Source organism: Prosthecobacter gellanilyticus, from assembly GCF_007992435.1.
GTDB lineage: Bacteria > Verrucomicrobiota > Verrucomicrobiia > Verrucomicrobiales > Verrucomicrobiaceae > Prosthecobacter > Prosthecobacter gellanilyticus.
The window spans coordinates 110,559-133,611 of the sequence record NZ_BKAG01000005.1; the positions used below are offsets into that span (position 1 = coordinate 110,559).

The window sequence follows — 23,053 nt, forward strand, 5'->3', positions numbered from 1 at the left end:
AAGCACACCCTTTAGGCCCCCGGAGGGGCCGCCTCTCAGCCTGGAGTCGGCGGGGGAGCGGGCTCGACCAACTGAGTCAAGTTCTCGCGGAGAGTCTCGGCGCTCAATTCTCCTTCCCAGCGACTGATGGCCACGGTGGCCACCCCGTTGCCGATGAGGTTGGTAAGCGCGCGGCACTCGCTCATAAAGCGGTCGATGCCGACCAAAAGCGCCAGTGACTCGATGGGGATGCCTGGCACCACGGCCAGGGTGGCCGCCAGGGTGATGAAACCTGCGCCGGTGACACCGCTGGCCCCTTTGGACGTGATCATGGCCACCACCAGCAGGCTGATCTGCTGGCTGAGGTTCAGCGGCGTGTCCGTGGCCTGGGCCAAGAAGACGGCCGCCATGGCCATGTAGATGTTCGTGCCGTCCAGGTTGAAGCTGTATCCCGTGGGCACCACCAGACCGACGGTGGAGGGGGCGCAGCCGAGTCCGCGCAGTTTCTGGATCATCAGCGGCAGTGCGGTTTCGGACGAACTGGTGCCGAGCACGAGCAGCAGCTCCTCCTTGATGTAGCGGAGGAAGCTGAAGATCGAGAAGCCGCACCAACGGGCGATGCCACCCAAGACGAAGACCACAAACAAGCCGGCGGTGACATAAAAGCCGACCATGAGATACAGCAGCTTCCCCAGCGCGCCGATGCCATGGCTGCCGATGGTGTAGGCCATCGCGCCAAAGGCACCGATGGGGGCTGCCTTCACCACGATGCCCATGATGGCAAAAAAGACCTCGCCCGTGCGCTCGATGACGTTCAACACACCGTGGCCGCGCTCGCCCATGTGAGTGAGTGCAAAGGCGGAGAGGATGGCGATGAAGAGCACCTGGAGCAGATCGCCACTGGTGAAGGCACCCACGAAGCTGGACGGGATGATGTTCAGCAGGAAGTCCACCGTGCTCAGGCCGTGCGCCTTGTCCGCATACTCATGCGCGGTCTTGGCCGCTGAGGCTCCGAGCTCGGCTGCATTGGCATGAAAGCCAGCTCCTGGCTTCAGCACATTCACCACCAGCAGGCCGATGAGCAGTGCGATGGTGGAGACGACTTCAAAGTAGAGCAGCGTCTTGCCGCCGACGCGGCCGAGCTTTTTCAAGTCACCCATTGAGGCCACCCCATGCACCACGGTGCAGAAGATGATCGGCGCGATCATCATCTTGATCAGCTTGATGAAGGCATCTCCCAGCGGCTTCAGCGCCTTGCCATGTTCCGGGAACAAATACCCAAGAGCGATGCCTAACGCGACCGCCATGAGCACCTGCACATACAGGATGCGGTACCAGGGCTTGCGGACAGGGGCGGGAGCGGGAGTGGACATGAAGCGGGAATCAAACCCAAAGCCGGGCCTTCACGCAAGGAAATGTCTGCGTGCAGTGATGAATAACCAATGATGGAATTTAGGGCTACTCGGCCTTTTTCAGCTCGGCCAGCATCTCCAGCAGGTTGTTCGTCAGGATCACGGAGGTGTCCTCCTGCACCTGGTTCGTGCCCAGCCAGGTTTCGTAGCCGCCGAGCTTGTGCTGCTCCGGAGTGGGCAGGTAGCCGTGTTTGCCATTGGCCAGGCCGATGACCATGGTCTTGGAGAAAGGGCTGCGTTTTTTTAGGTCCAGGCCGATCTCAACGAAGGTCTCGAACGGAATGCCGCACACGGCATAGTCGCCGATGCGGATGGCCTGCAGTTTGACGGTGAGAGTCTCCTCAGGGCGCTCGGCAGCATTCACGGCACTGCCAGCATAGTTCTTCGCACGGTTCGGCAGCTTCTCGATCTCAGCCTTGTCCTTGATGGCCATGATGAGCTTGGCCTCTTCCAACTGCTGCGGTGTGGGCTTGCGGAACTTCAGCGTGACCTCACGCTGCAGCATGCCGAGGCGCAGATCACCCTGATGCTTCTCGATCTTCTTCTGCGCGAACCAAGCGGTGTCCGCGGCCTTCTGTGCCACAATGCGGATCTGCTCAAACGGCTCGCGTGGAGGACGTGTGACGCCGAAGGGGATGTTGTTGATGTCACCGGAGGTGCCGTTGGACATCATGGCGACGAAAGTTTCATCGCCCCGCAGACGTGAAGGCATGACGCGGGCAAATTCACCAAAGTAGTCTGAGGACATCTCGCCGCCCGGCGCGCCACCGACATAGTGCAGCGAGTAGTTTGCGAACAAGGCCAGTGGTCTGCGCTTCTCACCCTGCACGGAGATGACCGTGATGTCTGGATCGGTGGGACCTGCGGGATGATCGATCACATTCGGATCGGTGCCGGGGTTGGTCTTCACGCGGTCAAAGCGGCCATAGGGGTTCAGCGGCATCTTGCCTTCTTTCAGATACCAGCGGCGGTTGAAGACTTCATCTGGCAGCGGATGCGCGGCCATGCCGACGGAGGCGGGCTTCAAGGCGGCATGCGCCTGGATGATGGAACCGGCGACACCTTCGACGAACTTCTTGTAGTAGGCGGCTGCGGGCTCGCTGCGTGTGTTCAACGACGGGCCGCTGTGCGTGTGCGTGGAACTGATGAGCATCTTGTCCGCCGACATGCCGGTCTTCTCTGCGGCGATGGCCTTGGCTTCATTCAACACATCCGGACCTGCGCCGAGATTGTCCACCACCACCATGGCCAGTGTGGTCTTGCCATCATCCAGCACCAGCGCGCGTGCATGAAAGGGATCATGCGCTTTCTCCGCCATGTTTGCACTGAAGCCGCCGGGCATGTTCATGGGAAACTGCGTGGGGGTGATGTCCACAGCAGCGGCGCCTGCGCGGAGCTTCGGTGCATCGGCGGAATACAGAGCCGCAGGAACGAACAACAGGCTGAGCAGAGTTGATTTCATGGTGGTTGAATCAGCGCGGGAGGATGTCGCGAGCTTGAATTACGACGGCCTTGTCATGCTTCTTCAGGCTTTCCTCCAGCTTGATGGGATCATCGCGAAATTGTGTGATCAGATTTTGGGCGATGGTGAACGCAGCCTCAAAATTTCCGCTGCCATCGACATCCAACCACACGGGATTCGTGGCGCCGATCACGCGTGGACGGAGTGTCTTGCTGGTCGGTTGATACGGGCGCGGAATCTCCCAGAAGGCTTCGGTGATGCCGGGTCCGGTTGCGATGGCCACGAGATGCACATCATGCGAAGGTTTCGGTAGCTTCCAGGTGATGCGTGCCTTCTCTCCCGCTTTGCCTGGATCATCGATGGCTTGCTCGCGAATGCGGATGCCATTGGCGAAGAGCTCAACATGATCAGCCTTCGTCCATGCAGGACCGCTGACGATGGCTTCGACTTCGATTTCATCACCCAGCTTCGTGGCGAGATCGCCGACTCCGAAGCGACCATTCACCTTCAGATTTGCCAGCAGGCCGAAACTCACGAGCAGGCGGCCTTCATGATAGCTGCGCCAGACTTCATCGAGATTAAGCTGTGTGATGTTGTCATCCTTCGCGGCCACATAGGTGCGGCCCTGGCCGAGGATGAAGCGGTTCACGTCATGGGAATCACTGGAGGCCACCGCGGCGATGCGATGTCCACGATTGAGCAGCGCGAACCAGTCGCGAAAGAGCAGATGGATGTCTGACTGCATGGCGCCGGAGGTGATGACTTCCAGCGCATCAATCTTGAGTGCCTCGGCGTGGCGATGTTTGCCGGTCTGCGCATTGAATTGAACACCGCCGAGCGGCACGAAGCCGCTGTGCAGATCGCGCGGATGATTCAGTGTGATGACCTGTACGCCAGGAGTCGCGCGCATCGTCGGGATGAGCTTCGTCCAATCGAGTTCGTTGTGATCCACAAGCTTGGCATCAGGCGCGACGGGGAAGGTATTGAAGTGGCCCTGCTTGGTGGTGACTTCATTACCGATGATGGAAGTGAAGTGCTGCGCCACACCCACACTTGCCGCGACGGGCGCATAATCTGTGTGATGGTTGTGATCTGTGGCGATGGCGAGCTCGATGCCTTCTCCCGCGATGGTCAGCATGCGCTCCTCGATTTTAGCATCGCCATGGCCGCTGTGGGTGAGCGTGTGGATGTGGCTGTCAGCCGAAATCCATCCACGTGTGTCCACTTCACGTTTTGGCTTCACCGTGACCTCTCTGATTTCGCCTGCTTTCAGGGACGCTTCCAAGCGCTCCACACTCCATTCGAAGCCGCGACCCGCGTGCAGCACATACTCGCCTGGAGGCACGGAGATCGTCGCGCGGCCATTCTTGGTGTACACCACTCCGGTTCTCACCGCGACATCGCTCGCAGGCTCCGCGCGAAGCGGCTGCAAGGTGCCGTCCCTCCTTGTCAGTGTGAGCCGGCAGGGCAGGTCATCGCCAGTCACTTGCAGGGTGGCGCCGCTGATGGCTTCATTCACCGGCTTGGAGTTTAGAAATATGGGGCCGACTTCGATGTCATCGAGTCCTGGGGTTGCGTCGATGATCAAGACGTTCTCACCTTCACGCAATGCGCCTGCGGGCAGCGCCAGCACACACTCTAAGGGTGTTTCTGCCGTCGTTAGTGTGCCGAGGCGTCGACCATTCAGCATCACTGGCCAGCCAAGTTTGACGTCTCGCTGCCAGATGCGCAGGGTGTGTTCTGTGGTGTTGGCTTTGCCCTCGAAACGTCTCTCGAATCGTTCCGCATCCACGGGCTTGTCCTTGAAGGTCTCCCATTCAAACTGGCCCGCCTTGCCGAGATGCAGTGTCTTGGGCTCGATGATGATTTCCTGAGCGGAAACCCCTGCAAAGGCTCCGAGAACGAAAAGAAGAGACGGCAGCCATCTCATGCGGGTGATCATGCGTTGCACGACTCATTCATACGGACTCTGGCATACCACTCTGAGTTCTATTTTGTCTCAGCCACTTTCAGGGAGAAAGGTGGGGATGGTGATACCGCGCATGGGAGGCGCATCACCGAGGACATTGAAGAGATGGGTCTCACGGTTGCGCGCGCCCCAGCCATAGGCCTGACGCACGAGTCCTGTGCATCCCACAGGAATGAGCCACACTGTCTCTGAACCCCGAAAATGCTGGTCGAGCGTGCCATGAACCAGCTCATGCATCGTGGCGTCATCCTCGGCCACGCCCTGGCCTAGCAGACGATCATTCGCATGCACAGATGCAGCGAGAAATCCTGCCGGTGAGCCATCGGGCTTGTCGATGATCGAAAGCCGCCAGCCACCGGTGGCATTCGCCACAAAGAAGCGGTAGTCCTTCTCCTTGCGGATGCCATTCAGCCGCATCTCCAGATCGGCGATGGCAGGGACATCATTCATTGTGGCAGCACGCAGGCGTGTGCTGGCGCCAGGGAGTCCGTCCTTTGGAACCTGCAGTGTGACAGCTTGCAAAGTGACCTGCGGCACAAAGCCGAGCCGCGTGTAGAGCGAGAACGAATCCAGGTTCATTGCGCTGGAGACGAGACGCAGCGGCTTGCCTTCGGCGATGCGGATGATTTCTTCCATCATGGCACGTGCCACACCACGACCGAAGGCCTCTGGATTCACGCTGACCACACCCACGCCGACATGGGTCTCACGCGGATGATAAAAGGCGGTGCCGAGCAGTGCGCCGGATTCATCCACGGCCACGACGCTACAGCCTGGATCGAGCGCTGCATAGGTATCCACCAGAAAACGAAAGGGCTCCCACGCACGACCAAAGCGGTCCATGTTCAACCGTGTGCGATGCCAGACATCCAGCGAGGCATGCACGAGCTTCGCTTGTTCATCGCGATGATGTGGCTGGGCGGGTTGGATCTGGATCGGCATGAGGTTCAAAGCAGCATGGAAGTCCCCTTGAGATCAAGCCTTTTGGCAAAAGCGGAAGCTGTGTCACGTTCTCCCTTCCTCATGATTCGTGTCCTTCATCTGCTCAGCCTGGCCTTCTCGCTTATCGCATCGGCTCAAACCGCGCCGGTGGCCAAGAAGCCGGTCACCTGGCCTGCATCTGTGAAGTCTGTGAGCATTCCGGTCAGTGATGGCGCTGAGCAGAAGGCCATGTGGTTCACACCCGAGGCTTCGGAGAAAAAGCCGCTGCTCGTGGGCCTGCATACCTGGAGCAGCACCTATGCCTCAACGGGTGGAGATGTTGTGTATGCTGAGTGGTGCCTGGCACAGAGCTGGGCCTTTGTGCATCCGGATTTTCGCGGACCGAACAACACGCCGCAGGCATTGGGCAGTGATCGTGCGGTGCAGGACATTGTGGAAGCTGTCGAGTGGGCGAAGAAGCAGACGGCAGTCGATGAAAACCGCATCTATCTCATTGGCGTGAGTGGTGGCGGACACATGGCGATGCTCATGGCCGGACGTCATCCCGAAATCTGGGCCGGTGTCAGCGCCTGGTGTGGCATCGGTGATTTGGGCCGCTGGCATGCGGAGCACACGAAGGCTGGCAAGAGCGATCGCTACGCCAAGAACATCGAGGCGGCTCTCGGCAAAGTCCCCGCCAAGGATGATCCCGATGCCTGGAAACGTTCGCCGGAAAGTTGTCTCGCGAATGCAGCCTCAGTGCCGCTAGATATCTCGCATGGCATTCATGACGGCCGCCTTGGCAGCGTGCCGTTCGAGCATTCGCTGCGCGCCTACAATGCAGCGGTGAAGACTGAGGCCCGGCTGGATCTGGCAGGCATTGAGAGCTTCTACGCCATGCAGAAGCTGCCTGCGGGATGGTCAGCGGCGGCGCCTGATGCTGTGTATGGCATTCATCCGCCGATCTTCCGCGCCACCAGTGGCAACACGCGTGTCACGATTTTTGAAGGTGGCCATGAGATCGTCCATCAAGCCGCGCTCAATTGGCTGTCCATGCAGCGTAAAGGATCGACTGTGGTGTGGGAGATCAAGGACATCATCCCGATCCAAATGGAGCTCAGCGAGAGCGGGAAGTGAACATCGAAGCCGCGGAGCGTCCTGGGGTGCGCCGGACCTCCGGCGCTCTCCGACGGAGCGGATGATTCACGAAGTTCTGAAGGCGAATGGACCTCGGTTGATCATCAAAGTTTGGCGAGGTGAACTTTTTCGTTAGGCCTTCAAGAGCGCCAGAGGGCAGGCGCACTCCAGGACGCTGCCGCGCTCTTCCAAATTATCAAGCAATCAACCCCTTCACCACCTTCGCGGGGTTCACGCCGGTAAGGCGGAAGTCGAGGCCTTGGAAGCGGTAGGTGAGCTTGTTGTGATTGAGGCCGAAGAGATTCAGGATGGTGGCGTGGAAGTCGTGAATGGACACAGGATCGCGCGCGACATGCCAGGCGAAGTCATCGGTCTCGCCATACACCTGGCCGCCTTTGACACCGCCGCCGGCCATCCAGAGACTGAAGGCGCCTGGATGATGATCGCGGCCCGTGACCTTCTTGAAGCCCTTGCGGTTCTCGCCGAGGGCGGTGCGACCAAATTCAGATCCCCAAACCACAAGTGTGGTATCGAGCAGGCCGCGTTGTTTGAGATCCTTTAATAGAGCGGCGATGGGCTGGTCCACCATCTGGCAGTTGTGCGCGAGCTGTGGATCGAGAGCACTGTGATGATCCCAGGAGGCGTGGATGATGTTCACGAAGCGCACACCGCGCTCCACCATGCGTCGCGCATTCAGACAATGACGCGAGAAGGTCTGGTAGTTGCCGATGCCGCCGAGGTTGCTCTTGATGGGTGGCTCATCGCGATCCACGCCATACGCATCCAGCGTGGCCCGAGATTCGCCACTGAGATCCACTAGTTCCGGCGCGGAGCTTTGCATGCGGAAGGCAAGCTCGTAGCTGTTGATACGAGCCGCGATCTCGGGATCTCCGATGTGCTTGTGCTGAAGCCGATTCAGGTCATTTAGCGCGTTGATGCTCGCGGACTGCATCTCCGGCGTGATGCCATCAGGATTGTTCAGGTTCAGCACGGGCGAGGCACCATTGCGAAACATCACACCGCCATAGGAGGAGGGCAGGAAGCCGCTGGACCAGGTGGAGCTGCCGCCGGGAAGACCGCGGCCCTTGCTGACCATCACCACATAGGACGGCAGATCCTGCGAGAGATTGCCAAGACCATACGTGACCCATGAGCCGACGCTCGGACGTCCGAGCAAGGCCGCGCCGCAGTTCAGCATGAGCTGGCCGGGCAGGTGATTGAACTGAGTCGTGTGCATGGACCGCACCAGCGCAATGTCATCCGCACAGGTGGCGATGTGCGGAAGCAGATCACTGATCTCCATGCCGCATTTGCCGTGCTTCTTAAACACCCGCTTGGTGCCCATCACCGTGGCCGAGTCCTTCTGTAGAAAGGCAAACTTCGCATTGCCGACGATGGAGTCAGGCAGCGGCTGGCCATCGTATTTGTTCAGCAGCGGTTTGGGATCAAAGAGATCCATCTGTGAGGGCCCGCCCTCCAGAAAGATGAAGATGCAGCGCTCCGCCTTCGGCGCGAAGTGCGACATGCGCGTGGCCAACGGATTGGCTGGCATGCTCGCCTCTTCTGCCAGCAATCCATCCTGCTTTAGCAGCGAGGCCAGAGCCAGTGTCCCCAGTCCGCACGAACTCGTCGCGAGGAAATCGCGCCGCGTCTGGTTCATGAGCTGTTCGTAGGGGGACATGGTGGTTTAAGGCTTGGCGGGTTCCTTTGCTCCAGCGTCATCCTTCCGCCCGGTGGTGACCTCATAGGTCTTGCCATCGGTGACAACGTGGACATCGCCGTTCAAGCCCGTGACGTAGGTCTTGGTGCCGAGCTTCTTCAAATCAGGTGTGGAGCGGATGCCCCGGGCATAACGAGGAAACACGCTCGCGATGGAGACTTCCGGATGCGTGGCTTCACCAAAGGCCTTGGGGATTGGGTGAATGCCATGACCAGGCGCGACGAGGATGTGACACTTCAGCTTCGCCGGATCCACGAAGGGCATGAGATTTGCCTCAATGTCCTCGGTCTGGATATCGCCCGGAAGAAAGAAGACGACGTCGCCAAACTGGATGCGCAGCGCGAGTGAGTTCGCGTTCACCAGGAAGTGCGAAGGTGTGTCGTGCTTCTGCCGTGTGTCGATTTTCGGATCTTGGAAGTAGCTTCTCGGAGGTGCGATCACCTCGATCTTCAGATCAGGATCAAGGTCCAGGGTCTGACCCGCCAGAGCGGTGATGTGGGCGCCACGTGCCTTGAACTCGTCGCGCACCTGATCGTAGTGATCGAGCTCGGATTTGTTCGTGCCGATGAAGTCATCGGGGTTGTCACTGCGGAAGACGTAGCCGCAGTCGATGAGCTTGTGGATGGTGAAGTGATCCTTCAGCCACAGCAGGCCGCCGAAGTGATCATAGTGCGCGTGGCTGATGAAGACGCCATCGATGCTGCTCACTCCCAATTTCTTCAAGGCTGGCGCGACCACATCGCGTCCCGCATTGAACTTCGCGAGCCATCCATCAGATGACAGCTTCTCCGGATGAGCCGTGCCGGTGTCATAGAGCCATGTCCTGCCCGAAGGCGTGCGCATGATGATGGCGAGTCCAGCGCCACGCTGGATGTCAGGGATCTCCAGCACACTGAAACTAAAGGTATGCTCAGCAGCCGAGGCGGAGCTGATGCTCATGCACAGAGTGCCGAGCAGAGCCAGAAGCAGATGTTTCAGTCGGATCATCTGGATTGCTTCATTCGCGGTTGATGAACTCATCCAGATTCATGAGCACTCGTGCCGTGGAGACGAGGGTGGCGGCTTCTAGGGCTTCCTTCGGTGAAACATCCTTCTCATGGCTGCCGAGGATGCGGAGCGCTTCCTGGCCTCCAGCATTCACACGCGCTTTTTGTTCGGCGTGGAAGGCTTGAAGGCGATCTAGTTCCTCGCCACGGGGTTGACGGTTCAGCACGAGGTCAAAGAGGGTTTGCAGGCGCCTTGAGACATCAGAAGGGCCTTCTTTCAAAGCGCGTATGGCCAGGGATTGTGCGGCTTCAACGAAGACGGCCTCATTCATCATGGTCAGGGCTTGCAGTGGTGTGTTGCTACGTTCGCGGCGCACGCAGGCCTCCGCAGCATCAGGACCATCAAAGGTGGTGAGCGCGGGATAGAGCACGCTGCGCAGGGTGATGATGTAGAGACTGCGGCGGTAGATCTCATCTCCAGGACTGACCTCCCAGTTCTTCGAGCGACCGACATCAAACACATCCTCGGGCAGCGGCGGACGGAAGCTGGGGCCGCCGATGCCTGGCTTCAGCAGGCCGCTGACAGCAAGCACAGAATCACGCAGGATCTCGGCATCGAGACGGATGCGGTTCTGGCGCGAGAGCAGACGGTTCAGCGGATCCAGCTCCACGATGTCTCCGCGATACGATGAGGACTGGCGATAAGTCTCGCTCATCAGGATGAGCTTGATGAGCTGCTTGCGGCTCCAGCCATTGCGCATGAACTCGGTGGCGAGCCAGTCCAGCAGCTCCGGATGCGAGGGTGATTCACCACTGGTGCCGAAGTCATCCGGAGTGCGCACAAGGCCAGTGCCGAAGAGCTTGCTCCAGATGTGGTTCACGGCCACGCGGGACGTCAGCGGATTCTCCGGCGAGACGATCCACTTGGCGAGGTCCAGGCGCGTGTTGCCGACCTTGGCAGGCAGCGCGGAAAGCGTAGCGGGCATCACATCCGGGCCGCGGCGTGTGTAATCCCCCGCCATGTGCACATAAGTCTGGCGGCGGTCCTTGCTCACCTCGGCCAGCATCGGTGCCTGGGTCTTCGGGTCATCGCGGTCCTCGGTGTTGTCAAAGAAGGCGTAGAAGCTGTAGTAATCCCGGATGGTGATGGGATCATACTTGTGTGTGTGACACTGTGCGCAACCAACAGTGAGACCGAGCCAGACACGTCCCGTGGTGTTCACGCGGTCGACGAGGTTTTGATAACGCGCCTCTTCCTTGTCGACACCTGCCTCGGTGTTTAGCGCGGCATTGCGATGGAAACCCGTTCCGACCACGGCCGACTCATTTACAAGATCACCAGCGAGCTGCTGAATGGTGAACTGATCAAAGGGCAGATCACTATTGAAGGCCTGGATGACCCAGTCGCGATATCGGTAGGCGTTTTTACGCAGACCATCACCGAGGAAACCGTTTGAGTCGGCATAGCGCGCCATGTCCAGCCAGTGGCGGCCCCAGCGCTCACCAAAATGCGGCGAGGCGAGGAGGCGCTCCACAAGGGCCGCATATTTTTCATCGGTGAAATTCGCTGCCTCGGCCATGTCTGCCGGAGTCGGTGGCAGGCCGGTAAGATCCAAAAACACGCGGCGGATGAGTGTGGCGGCATTGGCACGCGCAGCAGGCTTTAAATCATGCTTCTGCAATTCAGCGCGGATGAAGCCATCCATGCCAGCGGTGGCCTTCGGATGCTGAATGGGCATGAAGGCCCAGTGCTGCTCATATTTGGCACCCGCGGCCATCCAGCGTTTGAGGATGTTTGCCTCCTCGCGTGTGAGCGGCTTGGGCGAGGACGGCGGAGGCATGATGTCGTCCGGGTCCGTGGTTTCGATGCGCTCCGTGATGGCCTTGTCATCAAAATGCTCCCCACGCACATCGAGACGCAGATCAGCTTCGCGCTTGTCTTCATCGGGCCCGTGGCAGGCGAAGCATTTGGAGGCGAGGATGGGTCGCACATCCCGGTTGTAGCTGAGGGTCTTATCAGCCGCGCACAGAGAGCCTGCCGTGAGGATCGACAGACTGAGAAGAAGGCTGGAGAGACGAATCCGCATCGGGGGGCTGCTTAATACGGCACGAAGAGCACAACCTTTGCTCAACGATGCGGATTCTCATACCACACGACGCCCAGTTGGTCGCGTTCCTCGCAGGTGATGATGTCGAGATCAGCATCACCATCCAGATCCAGGCTCTGCATGAGGTCATACTTCAGTCCCTGCGGACCGCCGAGCGTGTGCTGCTTCCAAGGGCCGCTGCGCTGCTGCTCCAGCCAGAGGATGCCCTCTCGCTCGCCCTTGGCATTTTCACAGGTGAAGGCCAGATCGGGGAGTTGGTCGCCATTTAAGTCGGCGATCTTCACGGCCTTGGCATCTCCAAGATTCGCGCCATCGAGCATGAGGATCTGTTCCCGCCATCCGCCCTCTTTCTGGCGCAGGAAGAGCACAATCTCGACAGGCTTCACGGCCGCTGCGATGTCCGCGAGACCATCGCCATTCACATCGCCGATGTCCGCGAACATGACTTGTTTGCCCAGCGCGCCAATGGCGTGCTCTTTCCATGCTGCATGATCGCGATTCGCCGCAGCGCCAGGATTCTCCAGCCAGAACACGCCGGTTCGCTCGCCTTTGCGGTCCGTGAAGACAGCGTCGAGATCACCATCCGCATCCATGTCATCTGGAGTGACGGACATGATCCAGCCTGCATCCCGCAGCTTGTGGTAGGACCAGGCGTTGAGATCATCCGCCTTCGCGGGTGACTGGAGCCAGCCGATGGCAGCGCCTTTGCTTTTGGAAGCAACGAGCAAATCGACTCCATGCTGGCCATCAAGATCGAGCGCGGCCACCTGCATCCACATCTGTGTGCCTGCAGTAGCAGGAAAGACTTCCGTCTTCCAAGCATCATTGGTTGGGCGATGCCAGTAGATCTTGCAATCCTTGCCCTCGGTGCCGCTGATGACCTCCAGCTTTCCATCGCCATCCAGATCCGCAAAGATGGCCTCCTCCACACTCTTCACCTTGCCCACGGTGGTCTGCGGCCAGGGCTCGCGAGCCTTTGCGATGCCTGGATTCACATACACACGCACCACGCCGCCCTCCTCCCAGCCGGTGACGATGTCTTGAAGGCCATCGTGATTGATGTCGCCAAGCTTCACACCGTCAGCACCGCGTGAGGTGTTATCGATGGTGTGACGTTTCCAGGCTGTGCCGGGCGCAGAGATGACTTCAAGCGAGAGCGGCTCAGCGTGTGCAAGGCCTGCGCTGATGGCGAGGACGGAAAGCATGGACTTCATGGCTTCACCTCCACGCTGACGGATTCGACCAGGAATCCGGCGGGATCCTTCGTGGGCGCGGTGGAGCGAAGCCGCAGATAGCTGAGGCCGCTAGGATAGGCGAAGCTGGCTTCAGCGGTGTCCAGGATCTCGCCATCGAGAGTCGACACACAGTACTCGCCGCTCCAATCAAGGCTCAGCTCGTGCCATTTGCCGGGCTTGATCGGCAGTTCCAGTTTGTGGCAGGCGAGCTTGTCGCCGGTGTTGTCACAAGGATCAAACATGCGGTCGCCGAGACTGACCTGACCGCCGGCAAAACCTTCCTGTGCCTTGATCCGCAGGGTGATCTTGCCAAAGGTGCCTGCGGGAAAGTTCCAGGTGGCTCCATCGGGATCATTGTCATCGGGACGACGGATGTGCAGCACCTTGGCATCTGGCTTGTCGGGATGCGGGATGAGCTGCGGACCCTGCACGCGATCACGCCACCAACGCTCCGGTTTGCCGACGCCTTTGTACAGATGCCAGGCATCGAGCCCCTTGGAAAAGTCCTCAGTCTGTTTGGTCTCCATGAGCCACTCGGGATCAATCAGGAAGCGATGACGCAGGCTGGAACCCTGGCCGGAGACGAGGTAAATTTTCTTGCCTTTGTCTGCCAGCGTGGCGTGAGGATAGGCAGTGCCGCGATCTCCATCCTTGGGTGGAGATGCATTGCGCGTGGGATCACGATACACCTCGCGGAAGCCGCGCCAGGTCTCGCCTTCATCACTGCTGATGGCCGCGTGCAAGGCATCACGACCTGAATACACGCCATCTTTTCCGACACGCTCGCAGTGCTCCGCGTTGTTCCAAAAGACAACGAGACGCTTGTCGCGAAGCCTAATCAAAAATGCGGGAGAGTTGGAGGAGTGGAAGCGTGAAGGCTGCGCATCGGACCACCCGGTGCCATTGTCCTCAGAGAACGACTCATACAAGGTGCCATCCTGGGTGCGGATGAGCATCCACACGCGGCCGTCCTTGAGCTGGGTGAGCACGGGTTCACAGGCCCCGTAGTTCGCGCCATTGAAGCCATCGTGGCAGGGAGCGATGAGCTTGGATTCTGAGCGCTTCCAGGTCTTGCCGAGGTCGTCGGAGTACATGCAGATGGTGACGCTGGGTCCTGAAGGCGGTGTGCTGGGCACATTTGGCAGCCAGTCAGCGAATGGCACGAGGATGCGTCCGCTCTTCAACTGGAACATGCCTTGCAATGAGCCGCAGTAGCCCTCGTAGATGCGCTGCGGCTCGGTCCACTGGGTGCGCCCATGGGTCGAGCTCATGTGGTAGAGGTCGATGAAGCGGCTCACGTTGGGCTTGCGGCCCTCTCCGCGCAGCTTGGTGAGCACAAAGTGCAGCTCGCCATCCTTGCTGAGCAGAGGCGTGGGGCCGCCCCAGGGTTCGACGGGCAGCAGATGCGCGCTTTCTTTCTCGCTCCAGGTGGCGCCGTTGTCGGTGGAGCGCTGGCGGAAGATGTGCACCTTGCCATCGAGCGCGCGCCGGTGAAAGGACTCCAGGGTGCCGTCCGGCATGGTCACTGCGTTGTAGGTATTGAGCGGGCCGAAATCCTTCGGCGGCTCAGCGGCCCCAAGGGAAAGCGAGGCGAACAGCGGCAGGAGAAGGCGTGTGTTCATGCGTGGTCACGAGAAACGGGCAGGAAGGCGCCGACTTCCAGGAAAACCTCAGGTCGCGTGGAGAGTCCACCGGGCGGCTCTGATTTCTCAGAGGGATCCTGCGGGATCTGAGCAAAGGCCAGGGCTTCCCGCACGTTGAAGTCCGGCCACCATGTTTGTCCGTTTTGCCGCCTCCGTCTTTTGCCTTCTCAGCGCCTCTGCCTGGGCCGCTCCGGGATCGTTTGCGGACAAGCTGAAGCCGCTGCTCGAAACGCATTGTCTCGAGTGTCACGGCGAGGACGTGCAGAAAGGCAAGCTGCAGCTCGATCAGGAGGTGAGCTTCAGCACCTGGACCAAGGTGCATGACCGCATGGCGGCGGGTGAGATGCCGCCCAAGAAGTCTGACCAACCTCCGCAGGCCATGAAGGATGAGGCATTGAAACTCCTCAGTGACTCTCTGCACGCAGCGTCTCTGGAAAAGCAGCGCACCCAAGGCCGCACTGCCCTGCGCCGCCTGAACGGCACTGAGTATGAGAACACCGTGCGTGACCTCATCGGCACACGCGTGAAACTGAAGGAGGTGCTGCCGGAGGAAAACAGCGCTGGTGGCTTTGATAATGTGAGCGCGGTGCTGGACCTGTCCTCGACCCATCTTCTGCTATATCAAGAAGCGGCGGAGAAGGCGGTGAACTCAGCGATTCCGATTCATCCGCATCTGCCGGTGAGTGATCGCCGCACCGGTCGCCAGATCGCGGACACGGGCAACAATTTTAAGCAGACACTCACGCGCAGCTGCTACATCAAGGGCGATGCGCTGGTCGTCTACAGCAAGCTGCCGCGCTATGGGCTGGTCTGCACGCCGCATGTGAACGGCGCGGGACGCTATCGAGTGCGCATGTCCGCGAGTGCGGTGGGTGAGGCGAATGTGCCCGTGCCTGTTTCCTATTGCACGGTGGATCGTGGCCGCGAGCCGCCGGTGGTCCGCGACATGGTGGACCTTCCGCCCGGAGCGCCCCGTGTGATCGAGACTGAGATCGAGCTGGATGCTGGCGAGGCCTTTGTGCTGCAGCTTCAGCTCAACTGGGACATCCGCGCCACCAAGCAGCCGATCGAGAGGTACAAGGGGCCTGGATTCCTCATCGAGTGGCTGGAGATTGAAGGCCCGATCAATGAATTTCCGACCCCTGCTTATCGAACGCTCTTTGGCAATGCGGAGCTGATGCCGAAATCCGTCGTCAAAGCCAGGGCGGAAGGCAAGAGGACCCAGGACTGGAGCAAGCGTAACAACATTTACCAATGGCTCAACGATCCGCTGGAGCCTGTGAGTGCCGCGCCGAAGGAAGATGCTGACAAGTTGCTGCGCGCCTTCATCCCGCGGGCTTTCCGTGGTCCAGTAGATGAGGCCACACTGACGCACTTCATCAGCAAGGTTCACACAAAGCTGGATGCTGGTGAGAGCTTTGTGAATGCGATGATTTTTGGCTACAAGAGCGTGCTCACCTCGCCGCAGTTTCTCTTCTTCCAGGAAGCGCCTGGTGTGCTTGAGCGTCATGCGCTCGCGAATCGTCTCGCCTATTTCCTCACCTCGCTTCCGCCGGATGCCGAACTGCTCGCCGCTGATGTGACGAAGCCGGAGGTGCTGCACCAGCAGACGGAGCGCCTGCTCAAGTCTCCACGCGGACGTGGGTTCACGGAAAACTTCACCGGTCAGTGGCTGGAGCTCCGCAAGATGGACGCGACCATCCCGGATCCGAATCTCTACGGTGACTTTGACGGCACGCTGCTCTGGGCCATGCCGGAAGAGACGCGCCGCTTCTTTGATGATGTGCTGCAGAATGATCGCAGTGTGCTCGAGTTCGTCGATTCATCCTGGACGCTGGTGAATCGCAGGCTCGCGGATCACTACCGTATTGCGGAGGCTTTTGAGGCCGCGAAGCCGCCCCTGGCTGCGACTGATTCCAAGTCGTCGTCTGTTCCGCAGTCAGAGTTTCGCCGTGTGAGTCTTCCTCTGGGATCCCACCGTGGTGGGGTGATGACGCATGGCAGTGTTTTGAAAGTCACCGCGGACGGCACCACCACCTCGCCCGTGCTGCGTGGGAAGTGGGTGCTGGAACACATGCTCGGCACTGGCACTCCGCCACCACCTCCGGATGTGCCAGCGATCGAGCCGGATATCCGCGGCGCGACGACAATCCGCCAGCAGCTCGACAAGCACCGCCACATCGCCGCGTGCAATTCCTGTCATCAGCACATTGATCCGCCCGGCTTCGCGCTGGAGACCTTTGATCCCATCGGTGGTTATCGTGATTTCTATCGCGTCTCCGTGCGTCCGGCGAAGCCAAGCACTGTGTCGATTCCGGGTTACTCCGGTCGTGCGATCTATCGTGGACCTGATGTCGAAATGGGCGGCGTCACGCATGATGGGAGGACCTTCACCAGCATTGAGGACTACAAGCGCATCCTTCTGGAGAATCCGGATCAGATCGCCCGTAACCTTGCCGAGAGATTACTGACCTATGCCACGGGCGCCGAGCCTCAGTTTGCGGACCGTGAGGTCATCGAGCAGGTCGTCAGCACTGTGAAAACCAAGAACTACGGTTTGCGCACGCTCGTGCATGAGATCGTGCAGAGCCGCCCGTTTAGAAACAAATAAGCCCATCACCGCCATGCCACGCCAAGCCCTCGACCGCCGCACATTTCTCCGTTCCTCGGGCATCGCCATCGGACTGCCGTTTCTGAATGCCATGCTGCCCGTGAGCGCGGCGGAAGCCCGGAAAACCGCCACAAAGCCGAAGAGGCTCTTCATGGTCGGCCGGCCTCTCGGAATGCATGCGCCGAACTTTTTCCCGACAGATGCTGGCAAGGACTACGTCCCCAGCCGCTACCTGAAGCATCTGCAGAGCCGTCGTGACGACTTCACGGTCTTCTCCGGCCTCTCACATCGCTACGGGGCAGGACACTACGCGGAGGTGGGTCTCTTCACCGGTGTGCATTCGGACTTCATCCGGCCTAACGACATCAAGAACGGCATCTCGCTTGATCAGGAGGTGGCCTCGCGTCTGGCAGGACAGACACGGTTCAATTCACTTATTCTTGGCGGTGGCAATGCGTCGTGGAATCGACGCGGTGTGCGGCTTCCGCCGGAGTATCGAGTAGGTTCTGTTTTCAAGCAGCTCTTCATCCAGGGGACGGTGGAGGAAGCCGCGCGCGAGATGCGCCGCATCAAGGACGGGCAGAGCATCCTTGATGATGTGCGTGACCAGCTTGGCAGCCTTAACAAAAAGCTTGGCAACGATGACCGTGAGCGTCTGGATCTCTATGTATCCTCCATTCGCGAGGCGGAGCAGAAACTGCAGCAGGATGAAACCTGGCAGCTCACTCCAAAGCCGAAGGTGGAGGTGAAGCTGCCGCAGGAACTGAGCAGCGCGCAGCTCGTGGAGCGCACGCGGCAGTGGTATGATCTGGTGCATCTGGCTTTTCAGACGGACTCCACACGGGTGGTCTCGCTCTGGCTTGGCTCCCAGGACAAGCCGGAGATCCAGGGCGTGACCATCGGCCATCATGATGCCTCGCATCACGGCCAGGACCCCGCGAAGCTGGAGCAGCTTTCCTTGATCGAGGAAGCGGAGATGAAGGTCTTCGGTGAGTTTCTGGACAAGATGAAGGCCAGCAGCGAGGGCGAGCACTCACTGCTCGACCGCACCTCCATCTTTCACGCCAGCAACCTGGGCAATGCCTCCAACCACGACAACATGAACCTGCCGATCATCCTGGCCGGGGGCGGTTACAAACATGCGGGCCACATCGCCCATGACCGGCAGAACAACACCCTACTCTCGAACCTCTTCGTGCGCATGGTCCAGCAGATGGACATCGACATGGACAAGTTCGGCTCGAGCACCGGTGTGTTCAGCGAGGTGTGATGCGGATCATGCCTTTGGCTTGAGAAAGATCACCTCTGCGCGGTCGATCCAGCCTTTGCGCAGGTCCATTCGGAACCAGCCATCGCTGTTCTTCGCATGGATGCGGCAGCCGCTGCGCGCACCGAATTCCTTGAGATCGTACTGCGTCCAGGTCTTGCCCATGTCCGGTGACCAGATGATGCCGCAGGCATAGGTGGAAGCCGGCGCGCAGTGCGTGGCCACAAAGACACCATCCTGCACCAGCATGTTCGCGGACTCGAACATCGGATTGAAAAGCATGGTGTGCTTCGATGTGTCCGTGATGTCTTTCGGATCACACACAAAGATGCCGCGGTCGTGTCGATTGGCGATGGCCGGGCCATTGGCATCGGCGATCCAGTAGATCTTGCCATCGATGAAGTTGATGCCGCCGCATTTGAAGCGCGAGTTCGAATCCACGCTGATGAGAGTCTTCCAGTCCCACTTGTCCGCCGCCGCATCATATGTGCCGCGCAGCCAGTGGCACTCTTTGCCAAAGGTGCGGTCGATGTCACCCGTGCAGGCGTAGAAGGCATTCTCGCCGGGACTGTAGGTCACATTGTGGATGTGGCGTGCAATCAACTTGTTGTTAGGATCACCGAGCAGCGGCGCATCTGCCGGAGGATCCTTCTGCTGAAACTTGGGATTTTGACCAAAGGAGTAGGCCAGTTTCACGGTCTCACCGTTGTCCGTGGAGTAGTAGATGTTCACCGGCACGGGCCCTCCGACCACATTGCAATAGTTCCCCCACACCAGCATCTCCTTGCCGCCGACTTCGAAGCAATGCTCGCCATCCAGTGAGTGGAAATACCAGCCTGGCTGGTCTGCCTTCACCGGCGTGTGTGGCTTGTAGTCACTGCCATCGGGGCGCTTCACGATGATCTCGCGATGTGTCTTCAGATTGTCCGTGCTCAGGAAGAGCCGCTCGCGCGTGGCGAAGAGGATGTTCCCATTCTTCAAGAAGACGCTGAACGTGATGTTCTCCGCTTCCGGAAACTCTGCCGTGTGTGCCCAGCTCTTTCCGCAGTCCTCAGAAAGCATGATCTTAGTGCCTCTGAAGGCAAACATGCGGCTGCCCCTCTGCGAGTCAATGTAAGGCCCGTCCAGAGATGGCATGCGATAATGAAAGTGCTCCGTCTCCCCCACGACATCCGCAGCGTGAAGACTTGCGGTGCGAGGAAGCAGCAGGCTGGCAGTTGCCGCGCCGAGCCACTGACGGCGGTTGAGGGAGAGGCTGTTCATGATGGTTAGGTGCATTCCACTACGGAAACCGTAGAGTGCTTTTCAACATCAGGCACGGAGATTTGTGCCGAGGGTGGGCAAAGGCCTGGATCACTACAGCTCACCCGCCAACTTGAGTGCCTTTTCCACTACAGAAGGCGCAATCCACATGCCTCGCCTTTCCAGGGTGGCAATAGCTGCGCTGACAGAGGGCAATTGTTGCGCCTGTTTGGCTTGGAGCAAGATGCCTAGCGTGCCGGTGACCTTCAGTCCGAGGGTGAGGGCCATCCGGCGGGCCTTCAGGTCATCGAGAATCACAGTCTCATGACCTTCATCCATGGCCGTCTGGATGACTGCGGCCTCGCCAAGGTCAATCTGAGCAGAAAGCAGTGGATGCACAGTCACTGCAGACTTGCGGAGGATGATGCCCGAGAGAGCTTGGATATCATGCCAGGTGCTATCTTTGGCATGACCAGCGGCAAGTTCCTGTCCCACTTCCCAGGGAATGACAATATCGCCGATCAAATGCGTAAGCGCACCAAGACCGTCAACGAGAACGGCATGAAGGTGGATGGCCGGACTAGTGTTGATGACGGTCATGCAGGCTGCGTGCGACGTGGAAGTCGTTCTCTAACTCGTCTTCTGAAGTCTGCAAAGTAGAGACACCCCAGCGGCCCAGCTCATAGAGAAAATGAACACGCGGCATGTCAGCGAGCTCTGCTGCCTGACCGGAACTCAGCCGACCCGTATCAAAAAGCTTCACCGCCATGGCCATGCGCGCCTCACGCTCAAACTCGCTCTCCGAGACATGCAGAGAACCGAGGAGCGATTCTGGATAATGGATGCTCAACGTCTTCATGGTTAGAATCTATGGCACGGGGGAGCAGCTGGCAAGACCGAGCTTGGTGCAGCGGCCGGTGGGCGCTCGATGCGGCAAAAGCCTTCATTTCCTGGTCAGAAACGCCAGCAGATCACGCAGCTCCTTGTCGGTCAGAGATAGCACCAGACCCGGGGGCATCAGCGAGGTCTTCAGTTCCGTGCGACTGACAATGTCCGCTTCGGGGAAGGAGCGCTCCCTACCAGTGAGATCACGAAAGACTTCTGTGTTGGAGGAACGGAGAAGAATGCCGGTGAACTCGGTGCCATCCTTCAGCTTCACGAGTGAGGGATAGAACTGCGGCGCGACCTCGCGATGTGGCTCAAGAATGGAACGCAGGATGGCGGCACGGTCTCCTTGCTGGGCCACCAAAGTCAGGTCAGGGCCGACGACATTGCCACGTCCACTGTGGCGATGGCATGAGGCGCAGAGAGCGATCTTTGGGTTGAAGAAGATGCGTCGGCCAGCATCAGCATCTGCGAAGCCGGGGAGATCATCGATCATCTTCAGCCAGGCCTCGGTCTGATCGAAGGCAGGCCGCTTTGTGTTCATGACGAAGCTGTGATCATGCTTCGTGTAGCGGAGCGCACGGTTTGCCTCGTCCTTGATGACAGCGTTGCTGTCTCTGGACAGCTTCTGCAGCTGCGTCATGTCCTCGACACCCAGGATGGCCTCAGCGCGCACGGTGAATTTGCGGTTCTCATCCGCGGCAATATCAGCGCTGGCCTTGCGAGAGGCGAGACTGCGCACAGCTTCGAGCTCGAGCACTTCGTCGTTGCTCTTTGCCAGCTCGCGTAGGAGCTCCACCGTGAGTGATTTATGGTTAGGTGGAATGAGGCGAAGCGCATAACCCTTGAGTCGCGCAGGTGTCTGCGGGTTTGTGATGCGCTCAGCGAGCACCTCGGGGTTCAGCACACCTGCTTCCGGGGTTCCGCGCAGGGTGTTCCAAGTCGCAAGCACGGCTTCAAACAGGCGGAAGTCGAGCGTCGGATCCGTGAGCATCTTCTCCACCTGAGGCATGAAGTCCTTCAGCACAGCATCCGCAGTCCAGCGCAGGCATTCAAAGCGCATCTCCGGATCTGGATCACTCCAGAAAGCACGCACCCACTTCTCGTCATTCATGTCCGCACGACGCATGGCGACGATAGCCCAGACGCGATCCGCAGGTGAGAGTGCTTTCACGGCATCAACGGTTAGTCCAGCACGTGAGAGCGCAGTGAGAGCTGCATCCGCGAGATACTTGTCATCATCATGGGCGAGCTTGAGAAGTTCAGCGGTGTCGAGCTTGGCCTCGCCACTGCGGATCTTGTGGGCCAGTTGAGGACTGAAGACCTCTTTCTTGGCGATCCATGGTGCGTTCGTGATCTCGAGCTTCCAAAGGCGGCCGCGCTTATGGATGGGGTAGGAGCTGAAGACCCAGTCATTGAAGTAGAACACGCCATCACGGCCGGCGGTCATGCAGGTGGGTCGGAAGAAGTCACTGCCCTGGACCAAGGGAATGCGCTGCGAGGTATAGCCTGCGCCTTTCCGCGTAAGCGGGAAGTAGTCGATGCTGTGATCGCTCCAGCTTGGGATCATGACGCCACCGCCAAGTTCCACGATCGCACATGGGCCTTCACCACAGGGGTGGATCATGCCCAGCGTGCCGCGTAGCTCTCCATTCCAGGCCACAAAGGGATGCACGGGATCACGTCCATACACCCATTGAAAACCATAGTCCGCACCTTCGACGACATTCAGCAAGCGACAGGGTGGGCGACTCCCCGGATCGTTTTCGGCGGCGAAGATCTCCCCATCCTCGCGCACCAGCAATCCGAAGGGATTCCAGAAGCCTCGGGCAATGCGACGCAGCCCTTTGCCATCAACAGTGCAGCGAAAAACACCACCTTCACCACGTCCGCTAACCGTGGCTCCATCTATGCCAGTGAGGGTCCAGTCCTTGCCAAAATTTTCGCCTAACGAAAAGATCAGTCCGCCATCCGGATGCCAGGCCATGCCGCTGAGTCCGTTGTGCGGATAATCCGCCACGGTGTCCATGGTGGCGAGGTTCTGCTCGGTATCGCCGACTCCATCGCCATCGCTGTCCTTCACCCGCAGGATGCGGTCACGCTCAGCGAGGTAGACCCAGCCATCAGGACCGCATTCCACATGCATAGTGGCATCGGTCTTGTTGTAGAAGACGCGGCGATTTTTGCCATTCGCATCGAAAACGAGGATCTCATCATGCACGGGGCCATCGTAGCCTTCAGGACGAAAGTGCGTGTGGCATGAGGCGACCCAGATGCGGCCTTTGTCATCCACATCAATGCCCGTCGGTGTGACGAGATCAGGATGCTCGGCCAGCAGAGTGAGCTTCACTCCTGGCTGCAGGATCTTGATCTGCGGTGGCAGATCCTCGGGCACCGCGGGAGTCTTGGGCGGGGGAGGTGCTTGCGCAAAGGCAGACCAAGGGAGGAGGGCAAGAAGGAGGCGCTTCATGTCACT

General features: G+C 59.4%; 16 protein-coding genes. 3 read left to right on the forward strand and 13 right to left on the reverse strand.

Going from position 1 to position 23,053, the window contains the following annotated elements:
* Window positions 1-35: 35 nt before the first annotated feature.
* From BGE01nite_RS05335 to BGE01nite_RS05350, 4 genes are all read right to left on the reverse strand, one after another.
* Entirely contained in the window at window positions 36-1,352 is a 1,317-nt protein-coding gene (locus BGE01nite_RS05335; protein ID WP_146849236.1) for a dicarboxylate/amino acid:cation symporter, read from the reverse strand.
* Window positions 1,353-1,437: 85 nt separating this feature from the next.
* A complete protein-coding gene (locus BGE01nite_RS05340) occupies window positions 1,438-2,853 on the reverse strand; it encodes a neutral/alkaline non-lysosomal ceramidase N-terminal domain-containing protein (protein WP_146849237.1) in 1,416 nt (471 codons plus the stop codon).
* Between the two features lie 10 nt (window positions 2,854-2,863).
* A complete protein-coding gene (locus BGE01nite_RS05345) occupies window positions 2,864-4,795 on the reverse strand; it encodes a CehA/McbA family metallohydrolase (protein ID WP_146849238.1) in 1,932 nt (643 codons plus the stop codon).
* A 57-nt stretch (window positions 4,796-4,852) separates the two neighbouring features.
* Entirely contained in the window at window positions 4,853-5,764 is a 912-nt protein-coding gene (locus BGE01nite_RS05350) for a GNAT family N-acetyltransferase (protein ID WP_146849239.1), read from the reverse strand.
* 81 nt (window positions 5,765-5,845) lie between these two features.
* Between BGE01nite_RS05350 and BGE01nite_RS05355 the strand changes: the two genes are divergently transcribed.
* Window positions 5,846-6,880, forward strand: a complete 1,035-nt coding sequence (locus tag BGE01nite_RS05355; protein WP_170266608.1) for an alpha/beta hydrolase family protein — start codon at window positions 5,846-5,848, stop codon at window positions 6,878-6,880.
* Between the two features lie 196 nt (window positions 6,881-7,076).
* Here BGE01nite_RS05355 and BGE01nite_RS05360 read toward each other — a convergent pair whose 3' ends face one another.
* Genes BGE01nite_RS05360 through BGE01nite_RS05380 form a run of 5 tightly spaced genes read right to left on the reverse strand, consistent with a single transcriptional unit; the run spans window position 7,077 to window position 14,551 of the window.
* Window positions 7,077-8,561, reverse strand: a complete 1,485-nt coding sequence (locus tag BGE01nite_RS05360; protein WP_146849241.1) for a DUF1501 domain-containing protein — start codon at window positions 8,559-8,561, stop codon at window positions 7,077-7,079.
* Between the two features lie 6 nt (window positions 8,562-8,567).
* On the reverse strand, window positions 8,568-9,587 hold the full coding sequence (locus tag BGE01nite_RS05365) for a ComEC/Rec2 family competence protein (RefSeq protein ID WP_170266609.1): 1,020 nt from the start codon (window positions 9,585-9,587) through the stop codon (window positions 8,568-8,570).
* A gap of 10 nt (window positions 9,588-9,597) precedes the next feature.
* Complete coding sequence (locus BGE01nite_RS05370; protein ID WP_146849243.1) at window positions 9,598-11,673, reverse strand: PSD1 and planctomycete cytochrome C domain-containing protein; 2,076 nt, start codon at window positions 11,671-11,673, stop codon at window positions 9,598-9,600.
* Window positions 11,674-11,714: 41 nt separating this feature from the next.
* Window positions 11,715-12,899, reverse strand: coding sequence for an FG-GAP repeat domain-containing protein (locus tag BGE01nite_RS05375; protein WP_170266610.1), 1,185 nt, complete (start codon window positions 12,897-12,899; stop codon window positions 11,715-11,717).
* 5 nt (window positions 12,900-12,904) lie between these two features.
* Window positions 12,905-14,551: a sialidase family protein gene (locus BGE01nite_RS05380; protein WP_146849245.1), complete on the reverse strand. Its 1,647-nt coding sequence runs from the start codon at window positions 14,549-14,551 to the stop codon at window positions 12,905-12,907.
* A gap of 151 nt (window positions 14,552-14,702) precedes the next feature.
* Between BGE01nite_RS05380 and BGE01nite_RS05385 the strand changes: the two genes are divergently transcribed.
* Window positions 14,703-17,183, forward strand: coding sequence for a DUF1592 domain-containing protein (locus BGE01nite_RS05385; RefSeq protein WP_146849246.1), 2,481 nt, complete (start codon window positions 14,703-14,705; stop codon window positions 17,181-17,183).
* Window positions 17,184-17,196: 13 nt separating this feature from the next.
* Complete coding sequence (locus BGE01nite_RS05390) at window positions 17,197-18,453, forward strand: DUF1552 domain-containing protein (protein ID WP_146849247.1); 1,257 nt, start codon at window positions 17,197-17,199, stop codon at window positions 18,451-18,453.
* A 6-nt stretch (window positions 18,454-18,459) separates the two neighbouring features.
* Here BGE01nite_RS05390 and BGE01nite_RS05395 read toward each other — a convergent pair whose 3' ends face one another.
* The 4 genes from BGE01nite_RS05395 to BGE01nite_RS05410 form a co-directional block, all read right to left on the reverse strand.
* Window positions 18,460-19,713, reverse strand: coding sequence for a hypothetical protein (locus BGE01nite_RS05395; RefSeq protein ID WP_218032907.1), 1,254 nt, complete (start codon window positions 19,711-19,713; stop codon window positions 18,460-18,462).
* A 93-nt stretch (window positions 19,714-19,806) separates the two neighbouring features.
* Window positions 19,807-20,292 carry a PIN domain-containing protein gene (locus tag BGE01nite_RS05400; protein ID WP_146849249.1) on the reverse strand — a complete coding sequence of 162 codons (486 nt, stop codon included), beginning with the start codon at window positions 20,290-20,292 and terminating at the stop codon, window positions 19,807-19,809.
* Window positions 20,273-20,551 carry a UPF0175 family protein gene (locus BGE01nite_RS05405; RefSeq protein ID WP_146849250.1) on the reverse strand — a complete coding sequence of 93 codons (279 nt, stop codon included), beginning with the start codon at window positions 20,549-20,551 and terminating at the stop codon, window positions 20,273-20,275. The genes BGE01nite_RS05400 and BGE01nite_RS05405 overlap by 20 nt, the downstream gene beginning before the upstream one ends.
* A gap of 84 nt (window positions 20,552-20,635) precedes the next feature.
* Window positions 20,636-23,047: a PVC-type heme-binding CxxCH protein gene (locus BGE01nite_RS05410; protein ID WP_146849251.1), complete on the reverse strand. Its 2,412-nt coding sequence runs from the start codon at window positions 23,045-23,047 to the stop codon at window positions 20,636-20,638.
* Window positions 23,048-23,053 lie beyond the last annotated feature (6 nt).